General features: G+C 64.2%; 17 protein-coding genes. 5 read left to right on the top strand and 12 right to left on the bottom strand.

What is annotated here, in order from left to right; all coding sequences use genetic code 11:
- The first annotated feature begins 88 nt into the window (after positions 1-88).
- Positions 89-514, top strand: a complete 426-nt coding sequence (locus tag M729_RS0125825) for an OsmC family protein (RefSeq protein WP_027163305.1) — start codon at positions 89-91, stop codon at positions 512-514.
- Between the two features lie 62 nt (positions 515-576).
- Here M729_RS0125825 and M729_RS0125820 read toward each other — a convergent pair whose 3' ends face one another.
- Complete coding sequence (locus M729_RS0125820) at positions 577-1,548, bottom strand: AraC family transcriptional regulator (RefSeq protein ID WP_013528882.1); 972 nt, start codon at positions 1,546-1,548, stop codon at positions 577-579.
- Positions 1,549-1,872: 324 nt separating this feature from the next.
- On the opposite strand from M729_RS0125820, the gene M729_RS0125810 reads away from it, so the two are divergent.
- Both M729_RS0125810 and M729_RS0125805 read left to right on the top strand, forming a co-directional pair.
- Positions 1,873-2,226, top strand: coding sequence for a hypothetical protein (locus tag M729_RS0125810; protein ID WP_013528880.1), 354 nt, complete (start codon positions 1,873-1,875; stop codon positions 2,224-2,226).
- Positions 2,220-2,759, top strand: coding sequence for a hypothetical protein (locus M729_RS0125805; RefSeq protein ID WP_027163304.1), 540 nt, complete (start codon positions 2,220-2,222; stop codon positions 2,757-2,759). Before M729_RS0125810 ends, M729_RS0125805 begins: the two co-directional genes overlap by 7 nt.
- 2 nt (positions 2,760-2,761) lie before the next feature.
- On the opposite strand, the gene M729_RS0125800 is transcribed toward M729_RS0125805, so the two are convergent.
- The 6 genes from M729_RS0125800 to M729_RS0125775 form a co-directional block, all read right to left on the bottom strand.
- Positions 2,762-3,397 (bottom strand): DUF480 domain-containing protein, encoded by a 636-nt coding sequence (locus tag M729_RS0125800; protein WP_027163303.1) that lies wholly within the window; start codon positions 3,395-3,397, stop codon positions 2,762-2,764.
- A gap of 32 nt (positions 3,398-3,429) precedes the next feature.
- Entirely contained in the window at positions 3,430-4,209 is a 780-nt protein-coding gene (locus tag M729_RS0125795; protein ID WP_013528877.1) for a succinate dehydrogenase iron-sulfur subunit, read from the bottom strand.
- Positions 4,210-4,218: 9 nt separating this feature from the next.
- Complete coding sequence (sdhA, locus tag M729_RS0125790; protein ID WP_027163302.1) at positions 4,219-6,054, bottom strand: succinate dehydrogenase flavoprotein subunit; 1,836 nt, start codon at positions 6,052-6,054, stop codon at positions 4,219-4,221.
- 1 nt (position 6,055) lies between these two features.
- Positions 6,056-6,451: a succinate dehydrogenase, hydrophobic membrane anchor protein gene (gene sdhD / locus M729_RS0125785; protein WP_013528875.1), complete on the bottom strand. Its 396-nt coding sequence runs from the start codon at positions 6,449-6,451 to the stop codon at positions 6,056-6,058.
- Between the two features lie 2 nt (positions 6,452-6,453).
- Entirely contained in the window at positions 6,454-6,873 is a 420-nt protein-coding gene (gene sdhC, locus M729_RS0125780) for a succinate dehydrogenase, cytochrome b556 subunit (RefSeq protein ID WP_013528874.1), read from the bottom strand.
- A 260-nt stretch (positions 6,874-7,133) separates the two neighbouring features.
- A complete protein-coding gene (locus M729_RS0125775) occupies positions 7,134-7,562 on the bottom strand; it encodes a hypothetical protein (RefSeq protein ID WP_027163300.1) in 429 nt (142 codons plus the stop codon).
- 261 nt (positions 7,563-7,823) lie between these two features.
- On the opposite strand from M729_RS0125775, the gene M729_RS0125770 reads away from it, so the two are divergent.
- The gene (locus tag M729_RS0125770; RefSeq protein WP_024504989.1) at positions 7,824-8,186 is read left to right on the top strand and encodes a hypothetical protein; all 363 of its coding nucleotides are present in this window, start codon (positions 7,824-7,826) and stop codon (positions 8,184-8,186) included.
- Here M729_RS0125770 and M729_RS0125765 read toward each other — a convergent pair.
- Complete coding sequence (locus M729_RS0125765; protein ID WP_027163299.1) at positions 8,170-9,378, bottom strand: GGDEF domain-containing protein; 1,209 nt, start codon at positions 9,376-9,378, stop codon at positions 8,170-8,172. The genes M729_RS0125770 and M729_RS0125765 overlap by 17 nt on opposite strands.
- Before the next feature lie 73 nt (positions 9,379-9,451).
- On the bottom strand, positions 9,452-10,648 hold the full coding sequence (locus M729_RS0125760; protein ID WP_027163298.1) for a GGDEF domain-containing protein: 1,197 nt from the start codon (positions 10,646-10,648) through the stop codon (positions 9,452-9,454).
- A gap of 159 nt (positions 10,649-10,807) precedes the next feature.
- Between M729_RS0125760 and M729_RS0125755 the strand changes: the two genes are divergently transcribed.
- Positions 10,808-11,125, top strand: coding sequence for a hypothetical protein (locus tag M729_RS0125755; RefSeq protein ID WP_013528869.1), 318 nt, complete (start codon positions 10,808-10,810; stop codon positions 11,123-11,125).
- A 38-nt stretch (positions 11,126-11,163) separates the two neighbouring features.
- Here M729_RS0125755 and leuC read toward each other — a convergent pair whose 3' ends face one another.
- The 3 genes from leuC to M729_RS0125735 form a co-directional block, all read right to left on the bottom strand.
- Positions 11,164-12,573 carry a 3-isopropylmalate dehydratase large subunit gene (leuC, locus tag M729_RS0125750; protein ID WP_027163297.1) on the bottom strand — a complete coding sequence of 470 codons (1,410 nt, stop codon included), beginning with the start codon at positions 12,571-12,573 and terminating at the stop codon, positions 11,164-11,166.
- A 596-nt stretch (positions 12,574-13,169) separates the two neighbouring features.
- The gene (locus tag M729_RS0125740) at positions 13,170-13,805 is read right to left on the bottom strand and encodes a class I SAM-dependent methyltransferase (protein ID WP_027163296.1); all 636 of its coding nucleotides are present in this window, start codon (positions 13,803-13,805) and stop codon (positions 13,170-13,172) included.
- A gap of 54 nt (positions 13,806-13,859) precedes the next feature.
- Positions 13,860-14,669 (bottom strand): amino acid ABC transporter permease, encoded by an 810-nt coding sequence (locus M729_RS0125735; protein ID WP_027163295.1) that lies wholly within the window; start codon positions 14,667-14,669, stop codon positions 13,860-13,862.
- Positions 14,670-14,714 lie beyond the last annotated feature (45 nt).

Genomic DNA, 14,714 nt, shown 5'->3' with positions numbered 1-14,714 from the left:
AACAGCGCGGTGGCCTTCCCTCGCGCCCGCGCTATAGTTGGGAGGAACGCCGCCTGGCCGGCGCCACCGCTGTAATAAGGAGGAATTCATGGACCGCACCGCAAACGCCGTCTGGAAAGGCAATCTGAAAGAGGGCACGGGCACGCTCGACACCCAGAGCGGAACCCTGAAGGGCACGCCCTATTCATTCAAAGCCCGCTTCGAGGACGAGAGCGGCAAATCCGGCACCAACCCTGAAGAGCTGATCGCGGCGGCGCACGCCGGCTGCTTTGCCATGCAGTTTTCGCATTTCCTGGCCGAGAACGGCACGCCGGCCACCGAACTCGACGCCAAGGCCGTGGTGACGCTGGTTCCCGGCACCGGGATCACCGGAAGCGCCCTCACAGTGGTCGGCAAGGTCCCGGGCATCGACGTGGCGAAGTTCAAGGAATTGGCCGAAAAGGCCAAGGCCGGCTGCCCGGTCTCGAAGGCGCTCGGCGCCATAAACGTATCGCTCGACGCCAAGCTCGGCTGAAGGCCCGAACGGCAAATTCATCCAGAAGCCGCCGGCCCTTGGGCCGGCGTTTTCGTTTGCGGTCAGCCCTTCAACGCGGCCGCCCGCACATCCGATGGCGTCGCGCCGTAGCGCCGCCGGAACGCCCGGTTGAAATAGGAGAGGTCGTTGAAGCCTGCCTCGAAGGCGATCGCCGTGATGCTGCGTCCGGCATGACGAGGATTGCTGAGCATCCGATGCGCGCGCAACAGGCGCTGGCACAGCATGAAATCCGACAGCGACGTGCCTTCGCTCTCGAACAGTTTTCTGATGTAGCGGGCCGAAAGGCGGTGACGGCGGGCGATGTCTTCGGCCGACAGGTCGCCGCCATGGGCTGTTATTTCGGCCTTGATGGCACGCAGCCGCGCCACGCGCACGCCTCGGCCCCGGGCGATTTCTGCCGCGTCTCGGGTGGCACCCATGGCCAGAGCGACGAGATCGAAAATATGCGTCGTCGCCAGATGCCAGGCCTCCGGGGTCAGCACGTCGCCGGCATCCTGGATCGACCTGACATAGTCGAGCAGCAGCCGCATCGCCCCGCCGGAGGTTGGCAGCGGCTGCATCAGCGCCGGGGCCGGGTCGCCGATCAGCGGTGACAGTGCCTTGAGCGAGAAGCTCATATTGACGAAGCGAAGACCGCCTGGCTGGATGACATTGAGGCCGACCTCCTCGCCGCTCATCATCAGCGCCTGGCCGTTGCCGACCGGCTCCTCGCGGCCGCGATGCTTCATCACGCTTGCGCCATCGAGGGCGACCAGGAGGACGAGATCGTCGCTGTCGATCAGCGACGTCGAATGATGGACGCGGAATTCCGAACACGTGCCCGTGGCGATGCCGAGGCCAGGCAACGCGCGCACCTGCATATCGACATGCGTCGGGCCGAGTGGATCGAGATCGACCTTGAGCACCGTGCGGCCATAGACCTCGCGCATGACCTCGACGCGATCCCGCTCCGGAAGCGCGTCCGTCATCAGTCGGAACGAGGCGGTTGGCCCCATCGTCGCCGTCACCGGCATCCCCCATGCCTCAGGTCAATCAGAAGCGGCGTGATATGCGCCGCGCCTCCGAAAACGTCAATACAGGGCCGTTTGGGCCGTTTTTAGGGCCGCTGCGTCCAAGCTGCCCGCTTTTGCCGGACCTAGTTTGCAGCGCGTTTCCGATCAGGAAGCGCATCGCAAACAGCCACAAGGGGGTTCGATGTATCATTTGCAATTGTTCAGGACACTGTCGGGGCTCGCCTCGGCAGGCTTCAATCCACGCGTCTATCTGTTGTCCATCGCTCTCGGCGGAACCGTCGCCGACCATCGCGATCCGAAGCGGCCGTGTGGGGAGCGTCGGCCATGAGCGTCCGGCATACAGTCCTGGCGGCACCGGTCCTGTGCCTCGGCCTATCGGGCTGCGTCGGCATCAACCCGGTTTCTGCGGTCGTCGGCATGGCCGGCATGGCGGCGGCCAACTCCGCCGGCATGGCGCAATCGAGCGTCATCAGCCCGCAGGAGCAGGCGAAGTACGCCTCGATGTCCTGTGCGGATCTGCGGCAATTGATGGCAGGTTACGAAGAGGCGAAGAATCATGGGCCGTCGGTCAAGAAATACGGCGGCATGGCGCCGGCCGGCAAGACGGCGATCGTCAACAATGTCATCGGCACGCGGCTTGTCTATCTCCGGCAGCTTGTTGCGAGCAAAGGATGTTGAGGGCCTCGTCACACCACGCCTGCCGGGCGGCACTTGTCGGGCTTGCCGGCTGGCTGGCCTTCAGCGCCGGCGGCGCTTACGGCCAGGGCAAGGGACCGACGACACGCTCGCGCCTCGGTGCGATGCCGGGAGCGCTCGTCGGCAAGTGGGGTTTTGCAGTTGCCAGCGGCAATTATTGCGACACATTCAGCAACTGCGATCCAGGCAGCGGCGGCAGCGTCACCTTTACCTTCGGGGCTGACGGGCGCACCTATTACGCGCTGTTCCAATCGTCTCTGGTCGACGGCTGCGGTCAGGTCCGGTCGCTGACCCTGAAAACCGGCAAGGCCTCCGTGCGCGGTTCGACCCTGGTTTTCACGCCGACGGCAGGAACCTACAAATCCGTCAATGGTTGCCGGCCCGACCTTACGGGCCTCTGGAAATTCAAGCCCGGTGACCTGAAGCCGGTCTCCTTGCGTTGGCAACTGGACGGCAACCAGTTGCGGCTGATCGACCCCGACGGCGAAGCGAGCGGCGTTTACTCGAGGAGGTGAACCTAGCGCTCGCCGGTCAGCGCGTCGATGCGGGCGCGTAACATTGCAATCTCCTCCTCGAGGGCGCTGACGCGCTCCTCGAGGCCGGAGGCAGATGAAGCAGCCGACGCAGCCTGCATGGCGATGGGGGCGATCTGCGGAATCCCGCTCAGCAGATGGACGTAACGCTCCTCGCGCTGGCCCGGTCCGCGTGGGATTTCCTGGATGAGTGGCGGTCGGCGGCCGATCAGCATGTCGAGCTCGGCGCGCAAATCTTCGATCGACGAAAACCGTGCCATGCGCTCGGTGCGCGCCGACAATTCATGGGCCGTCTGCGGCCCGCGCAGCAACAGCAAGCCGATCAAGGCGGTCTGCGGTGTGGTCAGCGAGAAGCGCTGCGCCATCTGGTGCTCGTAGCGCTCGACACGCGAACCGAACATCTGCCGCACCAGCCCCTTTTGTTCGAGCAGCTTCAGCCCCCGGTGCACCTCGCTCTGCTCCAGCGCCATCACCGGCTCGCGCGCCGTCTTCTGGTTGGCGGCGGCCAGTGCCGCGTTGAGCGTCAGCGGATAGACATCCGGCGTCAGCTCCTTCTTCTCGATCAGGCAGCCGAGAATGCGAGCTTCCACAGGGGAAAGGATGGGAAGGTCATCGCTCATTGGATTACTCTCGCCGGCAACCAACCAACCGCCTAAACCCTTCTCTCCACCATCATCTTCTTGATCTCCGCGATCGCCTTGGCCGGGTTGAGGCCTTTGGGGCAGGTCTGCGCGCAGTTCATGATGGTGTGGCAGCGATAGAGCCGGAACGGGTCTTCGAGATTGTCGAGCCGCTCGCCGGTGGCCTCGTCGCGGCTATCGATCAGCCAGCGATAGGCCTGCAGAAGCGTTGCCGGGCCGAGATAGCGGTCGCCGTTCCACCAATAGCTCGGGCACGAGGTCGAGCAGCAGGCGCACAATATGCATTCATAGAGCCCGTCGAGCTTCTCGCGGTCCTCATGGCTCTGCAGCCACTCCTTGGCCGGCTCCGGCGACACCGTCTTCAGCCAAGGCTGGATCGACGCGTGCTGGGCGTAGAAATTGGTGAGGTCGGGCACCAGATCCTTGACCACCTGCATATGCGGCAGCGGGTAGACTTTTACCGCGCCCGAAATGTCGTCGCAGCCCTTGGTGCAGGCGAGCGTGTTGGAACCGTCGATGTTCATGGCGCAGGAGCCGCAAATGCCTTCGCGGCAGGAACGCCGCAAGGTCAGCGTCGGGTCGATCTTGTTCTTGATCCACAGCAGCGCGTCGAGCACCATCGGCCCGCAGTCGTCCATGTCGACGAAATAGGTATCGATGCGCGGGTTCTCGTCGTCGTCCGGCGACCAGCGATAGATGCGGTATTCCCGCAGATTGGTGGCGCCCTCCGGCTTCGGCCAGGTCTTGCCCGGCTTGATCTGCGAATTCTTGGGGAGCGTGAGTTCAACCATGTTCGATCCTCAATACACTCTGGCCTTGGGCGCGATCTTGGCGAGGCTGATGCCGCCGTCCTTTTCAGCCAGCTGCGGCTCGGTGTGCACCGGCCGGTAGGAGAGTGCCACCTCGCCGTCTTCGCTCAGCCTGGCCAGCGTATGCTTGCGCCAGACCGCGTCGTCGCGCGCCGAAAAGTCCTCGCGTGCGTGCGCGCCACGGCTCTCCTTGCGCGCCTCGGCGCTGTAGACCGTGGTGATGGCATTGGCCATCAGGTTTTCCAGCTCCAGCGTTTCGACCAGATCGGAGTTCCAGATCATCGAGCGGTCGGACACTTTGATGTCCTTCAACTCGCCCCAGATCTGCGAAATGCGCTTACAGCCATTTTCGAGCGACTCCTGCGTGCGGAATACGGCCGCGTCTTCCTGCATCGCCTTCTGCATCTTTTCACGCAGCACCGCCGTCGGTGTCGAGCCGTTGGCGTAACGCAGCCGGTCGAAGCGGTCCATGATCTTTTCGACCGAGGCTTCGTTGGGCGAAGGGATCGCCGACTTGCGGTCGATGACCTGGCCGGCGCGGATCGCCGCCGCGCGGCCGAACACCACAAGATCGATCAACGAATTCGAACCGAGCCTGTTGGCGCCGTGCACGGAGGCGCAGCCGGCTTCGCCGACAGCCATCAATCCGGGCGACACCTGGTCTGGATTGAGCGCCGTCGGATTGAGCACCTCGCCCCAGTAATTGGTCGGCACGCCGCCCATATTGTAGTGGACCGTGGGCAGCACCGGGATCGGCTCCTTGGTCAGGTCGACACCGGCAAAGATCTTGGCCGATTCCGAAATGCCCGGCAGCCGCTCATGCAGGACGGCGGGATCGAGATGGTCGAGATGCAGGAAGATGTGGTCCTTGTTCTTGCCGACGCCGCGGCCTTCGCGGATCTCCAGCGTCATGCAGCGCGAGACGACGTCGCGCGAGGCAAGGTCCTTGGCTGACGGCGCGTAGCGCTCCATGAAGCGCTCGCCCTCGGAATTGACGAGATAGCCGCCCTCGCCGCGCGCACCCTCGGTGATCAGGCAGCCGGCGCCATAGATGCCGGTCGGGTGGAATTGCACGAACTCCATGTCCTGCAGCGGAAAGCCGGCACGCGCGGCCATGCCGCCGCCGTCGCCGGTGCAGGTGTGCGCCGAGGTGGCCGAGAAATAGGCGCGGCCATAGCCGCCGGTCGCCAGCACCACCATCTTGGCCGAGAAGCGGTGGATGGTGCCGTCATCCAGGTTCCAGGCGACGACACCGGTGCAGGTGCCGTCCGGCTCCATGATCAGGTCGAGCGCGAAATACTCGATGAAGAACTGCGCATTGTTCTTCAGCGACTGGCCGTAAAGCGTGTGCAGGATGGCATGCCCGGTGCGGTCGGCGGCGGCACAGGTGCGCTGCACCGGGGGACCTTCGCCATAGTTCATCATGTGGCCGCCGAACGGCCGCTGGTAGATCTTGCCCTCTTCGGTGCGCGAAAACGGCACGCCGTAATGTTCGAGCTCGTAGACCGCGGCCGGCGCCTCGCGCACCAGATATTCCATGGCGTCGACATCGCCCAGCCAGTCCGAGCCCTTGACGGTGTCGTACATGTGCCATTGCCAGGAATCGGGACCCATGTTGGACAGCGAGGCGGCAATGCCGCCTTGCGCCGCCACCGTGTGCGAGCGGGTCGGGAACACCTTGCTGATGCAGGCGGTGCGCAGCCCCTGTTCGGCCATGCCGAGCGTGGCGCGCAGGCCGGCGCCGCCGGCGCCAACGACCACCACGTCGAACTTGTGGTCGACAAAGGTATAGCCTGCCGTGTTGGCTTGTTTCGCGTCCTTGGCCAACTCAGCCTCCGAATGCCAGCTTGAGCAGGGCGAAGATCGATGCGACGCCGACCGCTATGGTGAAAAATGTATTGAGCGCGATCAGCGCCAGCTTCATGCCTTCGCCATGCACGTAATCCTCGATGATCACCTGCATGCCGATCCGCATATGGGTGAGACCGGAGATGAGCACCAGGGCCATCACCAGCGCCACGAACGGGTTGGCAAGGGCTGCCCGCACATGCTCGTGGTCGGCGCCGTTGAGCGCGATCAGGAAACCGACGAAGAACAGGATCAGCGGGATGTTGGCGATCGCGGTCAGGCGCTGGCGCCAGAAATGCCCGGTGCCCTCGCGGGCGGAGCCGAGGCCGCGGACCCTCGCCAGCGGCGTGCGCATGTCGGTGTTTTTGCCGCTCATGATCAAGCTCCCCGCGCCATGGTGCCGGCGATCCATATCAGCAGCGTGAGCAGGATCGAGCCGGCCAGCGTCGCCCAGGCGATCTTCGAGGCGGTATGCTTTTCCAGGCCCGCGCCCGTGTCCCAGATGAGGTGCCGTACGCCGCCCAGCATATGATGCATCAGCGCCCAGGTGTAGCCGAACAGGATGATCCGGCCGAGCCAGGTGCCGAAGGCCCAATTGGCCCAATCGAAGGTCGCCTGCGAGCTTGCCGCCGCCATCAGCCACAGGGCGACCAGCAGCGTGCCGAAATACAGCGCGCCGCCGGTGATGCGGTGAATGATCGACATCGTCATGGTGATCGGCGGCCGGTACACGGTGAGGTGCGGCGAAATCGGCCGTTCACGTCTGGCAAATTCGCGGGTGGCTGGTGATTTGCTCATGGCTCCCCCAGTTCGGCGTCTCTCTGGAGCCTCAGGTGGAAATACGGCATTGCCGCTTCCGGTTGCGACTTCGGACAGCCGGTTTCTAATGCTCTTTTTGCACCGCGTCAAAGCCAGAAAACCGTTTCGAAAACGTAATTTAGTCTGACTAAAAGGCGGGCTTTGGCTTCAATCGATTAGGCCGGGAAGGCCTGAAGCCGGCTCGATATCGCTGCAGTGCAACATATCTGCCCCAGGGCCCAGCGGTGGTGAGACTGGCGTCAGCGTTTGCAGGTCTGCGGCGTCGATCCCTTCTTCATCACCAGCGCCTCGCGCCCGTCGATCACGATTGCGTCATGCGTGGCCGCCTGGTAGCGGCTGCTCTGGTTGGCAGGCGACGCCGCAAACTCCTCGGTCGCGCCGTCGGACCCGACCACACGCAACGACGTGCCTAGATTTTGGATGAAAATCATACCGTTGTTGCCGCATCTATAGGTGGCCGTGCCTGTGCCTGGTCGCGGCGCGGTAAGGTCGGTGATAATCTTGGTTGCAGCTGCCGGAGGCACCGCGGCTGCGACGGACTGCTGGGCCGGCGCAGGTGAGACGACGACGGTATTGGCTGCCTTCGGCGCGCTGTCTTGCGGCACACAGGCAGCGACGACACCGAGCAACGGGAAAACGGACACCCAAATCGGCCGGCGTAGCGCCATATGCTGTCCTCCCGCGCGGCAAGCGGCCACGATGCTTTGTCCAGATCACGATCGTCCCGACGCCAAGGCGGACGCCGCCGCGATGGTGCGGCCAAGCATGGCCGAATGATGGCCACCGGGTTTTCCATCCAGTCGGATATTAACGGATATTAACCATGTTTACCGAGACATCGCCGCCAACCGCGCCGGCCTCTTAACAAAGGTTAAGAAACCGTTAATTTCTGATTCGAGGAGGCTTTCCCTCAAGACACGGAGGACGCCATGCGTTCGAATTCGGGCAAATCGCGCCTTGCGGCGCTCGTCGTAGCAGCCTCGGTCGCCGGCCTTGCAGCGCCAGCGCTTGCCGGCGCACGGCATCAGGATCGCGTCTACGCCGATTCCTTCGGCAACCTCGTCGTCGACAGCGCCGCCGGCTACAAGCGCATCATCGTCGGCCAAGGCAGGCTGGCCAAGCAGCTCTCCGACTACACCAGCGCCGGCCAGCCCAAGGTGATCTACGAGAACGAAGCCGACGAAATCGGCGGTTATAGCGATTGCTACCGGCCGCCGGTGCTGGTGAAGGGCCGCTCCTATATGTACGGCCTCTCCGACGGCGAGATGCCCGAACTCAGCCCCTGCCGCTAGCTTCCGTTCCGGCTGACGACCAGTTGCCGGCAGGCCCGACGGAGACGCGCACGCAATCGCGCCCGGCATTCTTCGCCTGATAGAGCGCCTGGTCGGCCCGCCGCATCAGATCGGCAAAGTCTTCGCTCGCATGGAGTTCGGCGACGCCGAAGCTCGCGGTGCAGCGGTTGTCAGCCGGCAGTCCGTCTATGGGCAGCGCGCCGAAGGCGCTGCGCGTTCCCTCGGCGAACAGCCGCGCCGCGGCAAGGTTGGTTCCCGGCAGGATGATGGCGAACTCCTCGCCGCCAATGCGGCCGGCAACGTGATGCGCGGCGGCGGCTTCACGCAGGAAGCCTGCAAAAGTCTCGATCACCCGGTCGCCGGACGCATGGCCGAAGCTGTCGTTGACGCTCTTGAAATGATCGAGATCGGCTATGACCAGCGCGACCGGCACGCCTTGCCGCAGGGCGCCAAGCACCGCCAGTTCGGCATGGCGGGTGAAGCCGCCGCGATTGAGCAGGCGCGAAAGCGTGTCCGTCTCCGACTTCGACGTCACTTCGGCAAGCACGTCGCGAACCAGGATGGCCAGCATCAGCAGCGCCAGCGCCAGCGCAAAGACAGTGCCGAGCGATTGCGACACCAGCGCGTAGTTGCTTTGCAGATAGGCTTGCGGATTGGCGCCCCAGCCGCCGAGCGCATGGGCGATGAATGGCTTGGAGGCAAACTGCAGGCCGCTCGCCGCCAGCACGGCCATCAATATGCGATCGAGACGGGCAAGCTTTTGCCTCGATGACCAGACGATGGCCAGCCCGATGAACTGCATGACCGCATAGGGAAGCTGATAGGCCATGATGCGGATCAGCGACTGGCGGGGCAGGTCCTGTACGAAATACACAGCTATGGTGGTGGCCAACAGGAAAAACAGCATCGCCTTCCAGGGCGGCGCCACGCCGTATTTGCGGGCAAGCCCGCCATTGAACGCAATGGTGGCGGCAAGGAAGACCGCGAAGGCGGCAACGACCGGGAGCCGCGCGTCGGCAAAAGCGGGAATGGAGAATTCGATGGCCGAATAGGCCATGCCCAGCAGATAGCCAAATGCCAGCCAGCGCGCCGGCGCCCGGCCGACATCGTGGAAGGCGACCGCCATGAAGCAGGCCGCCAGCAGGCCGGCAACCGACAGATTGATCAACAGGATGAAGTTGGCGCCGCTCATGTTCTCCCGCACCCGCGCCGACAGCTAATCATCGACGGGCGAAGAAGACGTTAACGTCCTGGCCGGGCAGGATTCAGCCGGTCTTGAGCGGCTCCGGCAGGAACGCCGTTTCCGGTCGCTCATAGGACAGGCGTACACTGTCGCGGCCGTTCTTCTTGGCCTTGTAGAGCGCATCGTCGGCACGGCGCATCAGCGGCTCCAGCGCCTCGTCACCGCTGCGGGCCGCCACGCCGAAGCTTGCCGTCACCTTCGTTCCCTGGGGAAGCCCGTCGACATGGCCGGCCGAATAGACCGTGCGCACCGCTTCGGCGAACAGCCGTGCCGCGGCAAGATCGCTGAGTGGCAGCAGCACGGCGAATTCCTCGCCGCCGATACGCCCGGCAACACCGCGCGCGCCGGCCGCCGACCGAAGCTTGGCGGCGAAATCGGCAATCACGCGATCGCCCGCCCCATGCCCATGCACATCGTTGAGCGCCTTGAAATGGTCGAGGTCGGCCAGCACCAGCGCGACCGGGAACCGCGCCGAGGCGCAGTGCCGCAAGAGCAGCATGCCGCGCTCCTCGAAGCCACGCCGGTTGAGCAGGCCCGACAGAGGGTCGGTAAAGGTCTCGGTCTTCAACGCCTTCAACACGTCGAGTGCCGCGGCGGAAAACAGGCACAGCGCGATAAGCAGCGACAGCAGCGCGTGCGACAGCAGCGCCGTCGTCCAGTAGGACGAGCCATAGAACCCGTCATAGCTCGTGAAGGGCCCGTGCGCGATGACGACGATAAGGGTGCGCACGAAGAAGTTGACGCCCGACAGCAGCGACAGCACGAACAGGATTTTCTCGGTCGGGCCGCTGTTGCGCACCGGGCGCAGTTCGGCGGCAACCAGAAGGCTGATACCGCCGAAAGCGAAATTCATCGCCAGGATGCGCCAGGTGAGATCCGGCGCGATGAACAGGAACCAGCAAAACGACGCCAGTCCCCCGCAGGCCAGCGCGCCGATCCCCACATAGGGCACCTTGCGGCCATAGCGGTGGACGATGGCGCCGGCCAGGCAGCAGCCGGCGATGCTGAAGCAGATGTTCGACACCAGCTTGGTCAGCGGCATGCCGATCGGCAAGGTGAAATACTGAAGCAGGAAGCCCACCGCCGAGAGACTGTAGCTGAGCGCCAGCACGGCCAGATAGGGGCGGTGGCGCTGATAGGACCATAGCACGAGGAACGCCGCGCCGAGCGCCAGCGCGATCGTCGGGTTGAGCAGCGCTATGAGCAGACCCGTGTCCAAACGACTATGACTTCCCCTCGCTTACGTCGGGGAAGAGCTTAGAGGGCAAGCCCAAACAAGCGGTTAAGCCTCGCCGCAAGCAGGACCGCCATCTCAAAATAATGTCAGGGAACCGCCGTCTCCGGTCAGCGTTCCTTCGTTGACAATCTGGAGCGACCGATGGCCGACACAATCACACTGACCGACCACGATGCGATCCGCTCGTGGGCTGCCGGGCGCGCCGGCTTTCCCGCAATCGTCGACATCTCGCCCGAAGCGGGGACGCAGCCCATGTTGAGGCTGGTCTTCGGCCAGCACGCCTATCAGGATCAGGACCAGCCTGAACGGCCGCTCAATGCGGGAGGCTATGAACTCGTCGAATGGGACGAATGGTTCAAGCTCTTCGAGGAACAACAGCTTGCGCTTGTGGTCGCGGCCGAACAGCCTGGACGCCGCGAGGAGTTCCACGAACTCGTCCGCCGTGACGGGAAGCGTTGACCCGAGCCGGGTGCGGCTCGGGTCCGTTCAAGTCTGGACTACTTCCACTCGCGAATGTCGACGAAGTGGCCGGCGATCGCCGCCGCGGCCGCCATCGCCGGCGACACCAGATGGGTGCGGCCCTTGAAGCCTTGCCGGCCCTCGAAATTGCGGTTCGAAGTCGAGGCGCAGCGTTCATGCGGCTTCAGCCGGTCGTCGTTCATGGCCAGGCACATCGAGCAGCCCGGCTCGCGCCAATCGAAACCGGCGGCGACAAAGATCTTGTCGAGGCCTTCGGCTTCCGCCTGTTCCTTGACCAGGCCGGAGCCCGGCACGATCATCGCATCGACATGCGGGCTGACCGTCTTGCCTTCGACCACCTTGGCGACGGCGCGCAGATCCTCGATGCGGCCATTGGTGCAGGAACCGATGAAGACGCGGTCGAGCGTGATGTCGGTGATCCTGGTGCCCGGCGTCAGACCCATATAGTCGAGCGCACGCTGCTTGGAGGTGCGCTTGTTCTCATCGGTGATGTCGTCCGGGTTCGGCACGATGCCTTGCACCGACACGACGTCCTCGGGCGAAGAGCCCCAGGAGACGATCGGCGGCAGCTTGGCCGCGTCGAGCACGATCACCTTGTCGAAATGCGCGCCCTCGTCGGACTGTAGCGTCTTCCAGTATTCGAGTGCCGCATCCCAGGCCGCGCCCTTCGGCGCGCGCGGCTTGTCCTTGACATAGGCGAAGGTCGTCTCGTCCGCGGCGATCAGGCCGGCGCGCGCGCCGCCTTCGATCGACATGTTGCAGATCGTCATGCGGCCCTCCATCGACAGCGCACGGATCGCCTCGCCGGCATATTCGATGACATAGCCGGTGCCACCGGCAGTGCCGATCTCGCCGATGATGGCCAGGATGATGTCCTTGGCGGTGACACCTTCCGGCAATTGGCCGTCGACACGCACCAGCATGTTCTTGGCCTTGCGCTGGATCAGCGTCTGCGTCGCCAGAACATGCTCGACCTCGGATGTGCCGATGCCATGCGCCAGCGCGCCGAAAGCGCCGTGCGTCGAGGTGTGGCTGTCGCCGCAGACGATGGTCATGCCGGGCAGTGTAAAGCCCTGCTCCGGACCGATGATGTGGACGATGCCCTGGCGGATATCGTTCTCGGAATAATATTCGACGCCGAAATCCCTGGCGTTCTTGGCCAGCGCCTCGACCTGGATGCGGCTTTCCTCGTTCTTGATGCCGAACTTGCGCTCGGGCGAAGTCGAGACATTGTGATCGACCACGGCCAGCGTCTTTTCCGGATGCCGGACTTTACGGCCGGTCATGCGCAGGCCTTCGAAGGCCTGCGGGCTGGTCACTTCATGGACCAGGTGGCGGTCGATGTAGAGCAGGCAGGTGCCGTCGTCCTGGCGATCGACGACATGGTCGTCGAAAATCTTGTCGTAGAGGGTGCGCGGTGCGCTCATGTGCGTAAATCCGTCGATATGAGAATGGGAAAGAGCAGGTGCCGGACCTCCGGCCCGGCGAAACGACCCCGATGGGTCGGCCTAGGGTAGTCGGCTGGTCAGCGCCCCGGACACGCGCGCGGAGAAGCGCGACGGCAGGCGTTTTCTGTCCTGCAGCACGAACCCCTTGTAGGCCGGATCGCCAAAAAGCTCTTCCATGGCGTGGCTCATATCAATGTTTTGGGTTTTCGGCAATTGGAAGCTGCCTTCGCAGAACTCGGGTTCCTCGTCCTCACTTCCACACCTTCAGGGGGAGAGGAAGGGAGCCGACCTTACTTAAGCTAGCGCCTTCCTCTACCCCGTCGATCGGGGGAGAGGTGTCGAGCGAAGCTCGACGGAGTGGGGGNNGACCGGCTCAAGTGTTGTGATTTCGTGTCGAGGCGATGCATGCGCTGGGTTACCCGGCTGCACGAGATTTGGAGCCAGCCTGATCGTGCTCGCCTATCGGCGACTGTGCCTTCGAGAACCGCCTTCCCCCACTCCGTCGCTGCTTCGCAGCGCCACCTCTCCCCCCTCCGGAGGGAGAGGAAGGAAGCCAAGATCGGAGAACGCGCCGCTCAGATCACTTCAAACACGAACGTCTTCACCAGCGCATCCGGCTCGGCGATCGCATAGCAGCGGAACCACGGGCTTTCCTCGACCGGCCGCCATTTCCCAGTCTGCTCCAACTCATCGAACACCGCCTGGAAGCCGCCGCTCTCGAACACCCGGTCGCGCACGGTGAAGATCGCATGGCCGCCCTTGCGGGTGATGCGCACCAGTTCGTGCAGGCCTGTCGCCGGCGCATGGCTGATGGTGAACACGCCTGTCGAGAAGAAGGCGCGGAAATACCCGTCCGGCCACGGCAGCGGACCGCCCAGCATTGCCTGCTTCAGTTCGCTGTAGGCATTGCGGCTGCCGGCGATCTTCAGCATATCGTCCGAGAGGTCGAGCCCCGCAATGTCGCGGTAGCCGAGCGCATTCAGCGACGGTCCCGACAGGCCGGTGCCGCAGCCGGCATCGAGCAAGGGGCCATCGTCCGCCGGCACATGGCGCGCCACCCAGGCGGTGATCAGGAAAGGCAGGAGGTAGCCGAGCGAGGCGGTCTCGCTGTCATAGGTCGCGGCCCATGCGGCATAGGCCTCTTCAAGCGCTTCCGGCGTGTCGGCCGTATACACGGAATCCAGCGCCGCATTGGCTTTGTCGACGATCATGGGACCTCCTCAACGGGAATGCTCGGGGATCGTAGCGCTGCCTTGGCCGAAAGACTATTCCTCGTGCTGGCGGCGCAGCCGCCGTTCCAGCGCCCTGAGCGCCAGCGACAGGCCGACGGTCAGGATGAGATAGATGTAGGCTGTTATCGAATAGGTCTCGAAGAAACGGAACGAGCCGGCGGCGTAGACCTTGCCCATCTGCGTGATGTCGGCAACGCCGAGCACCGAGACCAGCGAGGAATCCTTGACCAGTGCGACGAAATCATTGCCGAGCGGCGGCAGGATGGTGCGGATCGCCTGTGGGAACACGATCAGCCGGAAACGCTGCGCGCGGGTCAGCCCGAGCGCCTTCGCCGCCTCGATCTGGCCCTTCTCCACCGCCTGGATGCCGGCCCGGAAAACCTCCGAGATGAAAGCCGAATAGCCGATGGTCAGCGCCATGATGGCGCGCCACAACAGCGACACGTCGCGCACCAAAAGCTCGCCGAACAGGCCGGCGCTTTGCAGCGGCGCGGTCAGCGCGTTCCAGGCCGCGACGAAGGCCGGCGCGCCGGCAAAGGCGATCCAGAACAACAGCACCAGGATCGGCACGCCGCGGATGATCTCGACATAGAAGCGCGCGATCTGGCGCAGCCAGCGCGAACCCGACATTCCCATCAGCGCGATGCCGAGACCGATGGCCGACGCCAGCACGAAGGCGATCACGGTGACGAAGATGGTGACGCCGATACCCTTGGCGACCGTGGCGAACACCTGGGCATAGAGATTGCTGGTGGCGACGAAGACGGCCACCGCGATCGCGATGGTCACGGCCACGACGAGCCACCAGGGGAAGTCGGCTTTGGAGGAAGAGGCGGGAGGCATCAAAAGGATTGCGCCAAGGCACCCCCCTCTGGCCTGCCGGCCATC

This window comes from Mesorhizobium sp. WSM1293 (assembly GCF_000513875.1).
Classification (GTDB): domain Bacteria; phylum Pseudomonadota; class Alphaproteobacteria; order Rhizobiales; family Rhizobiaceae; genus Mesorhizobium; species Mesorhizobium ciceri.
The sequence above is the reverse complement of the archived record's forward strand: the minus strand, read 5'-3'. Positions and strand labels throughout refer to the sequence as shown.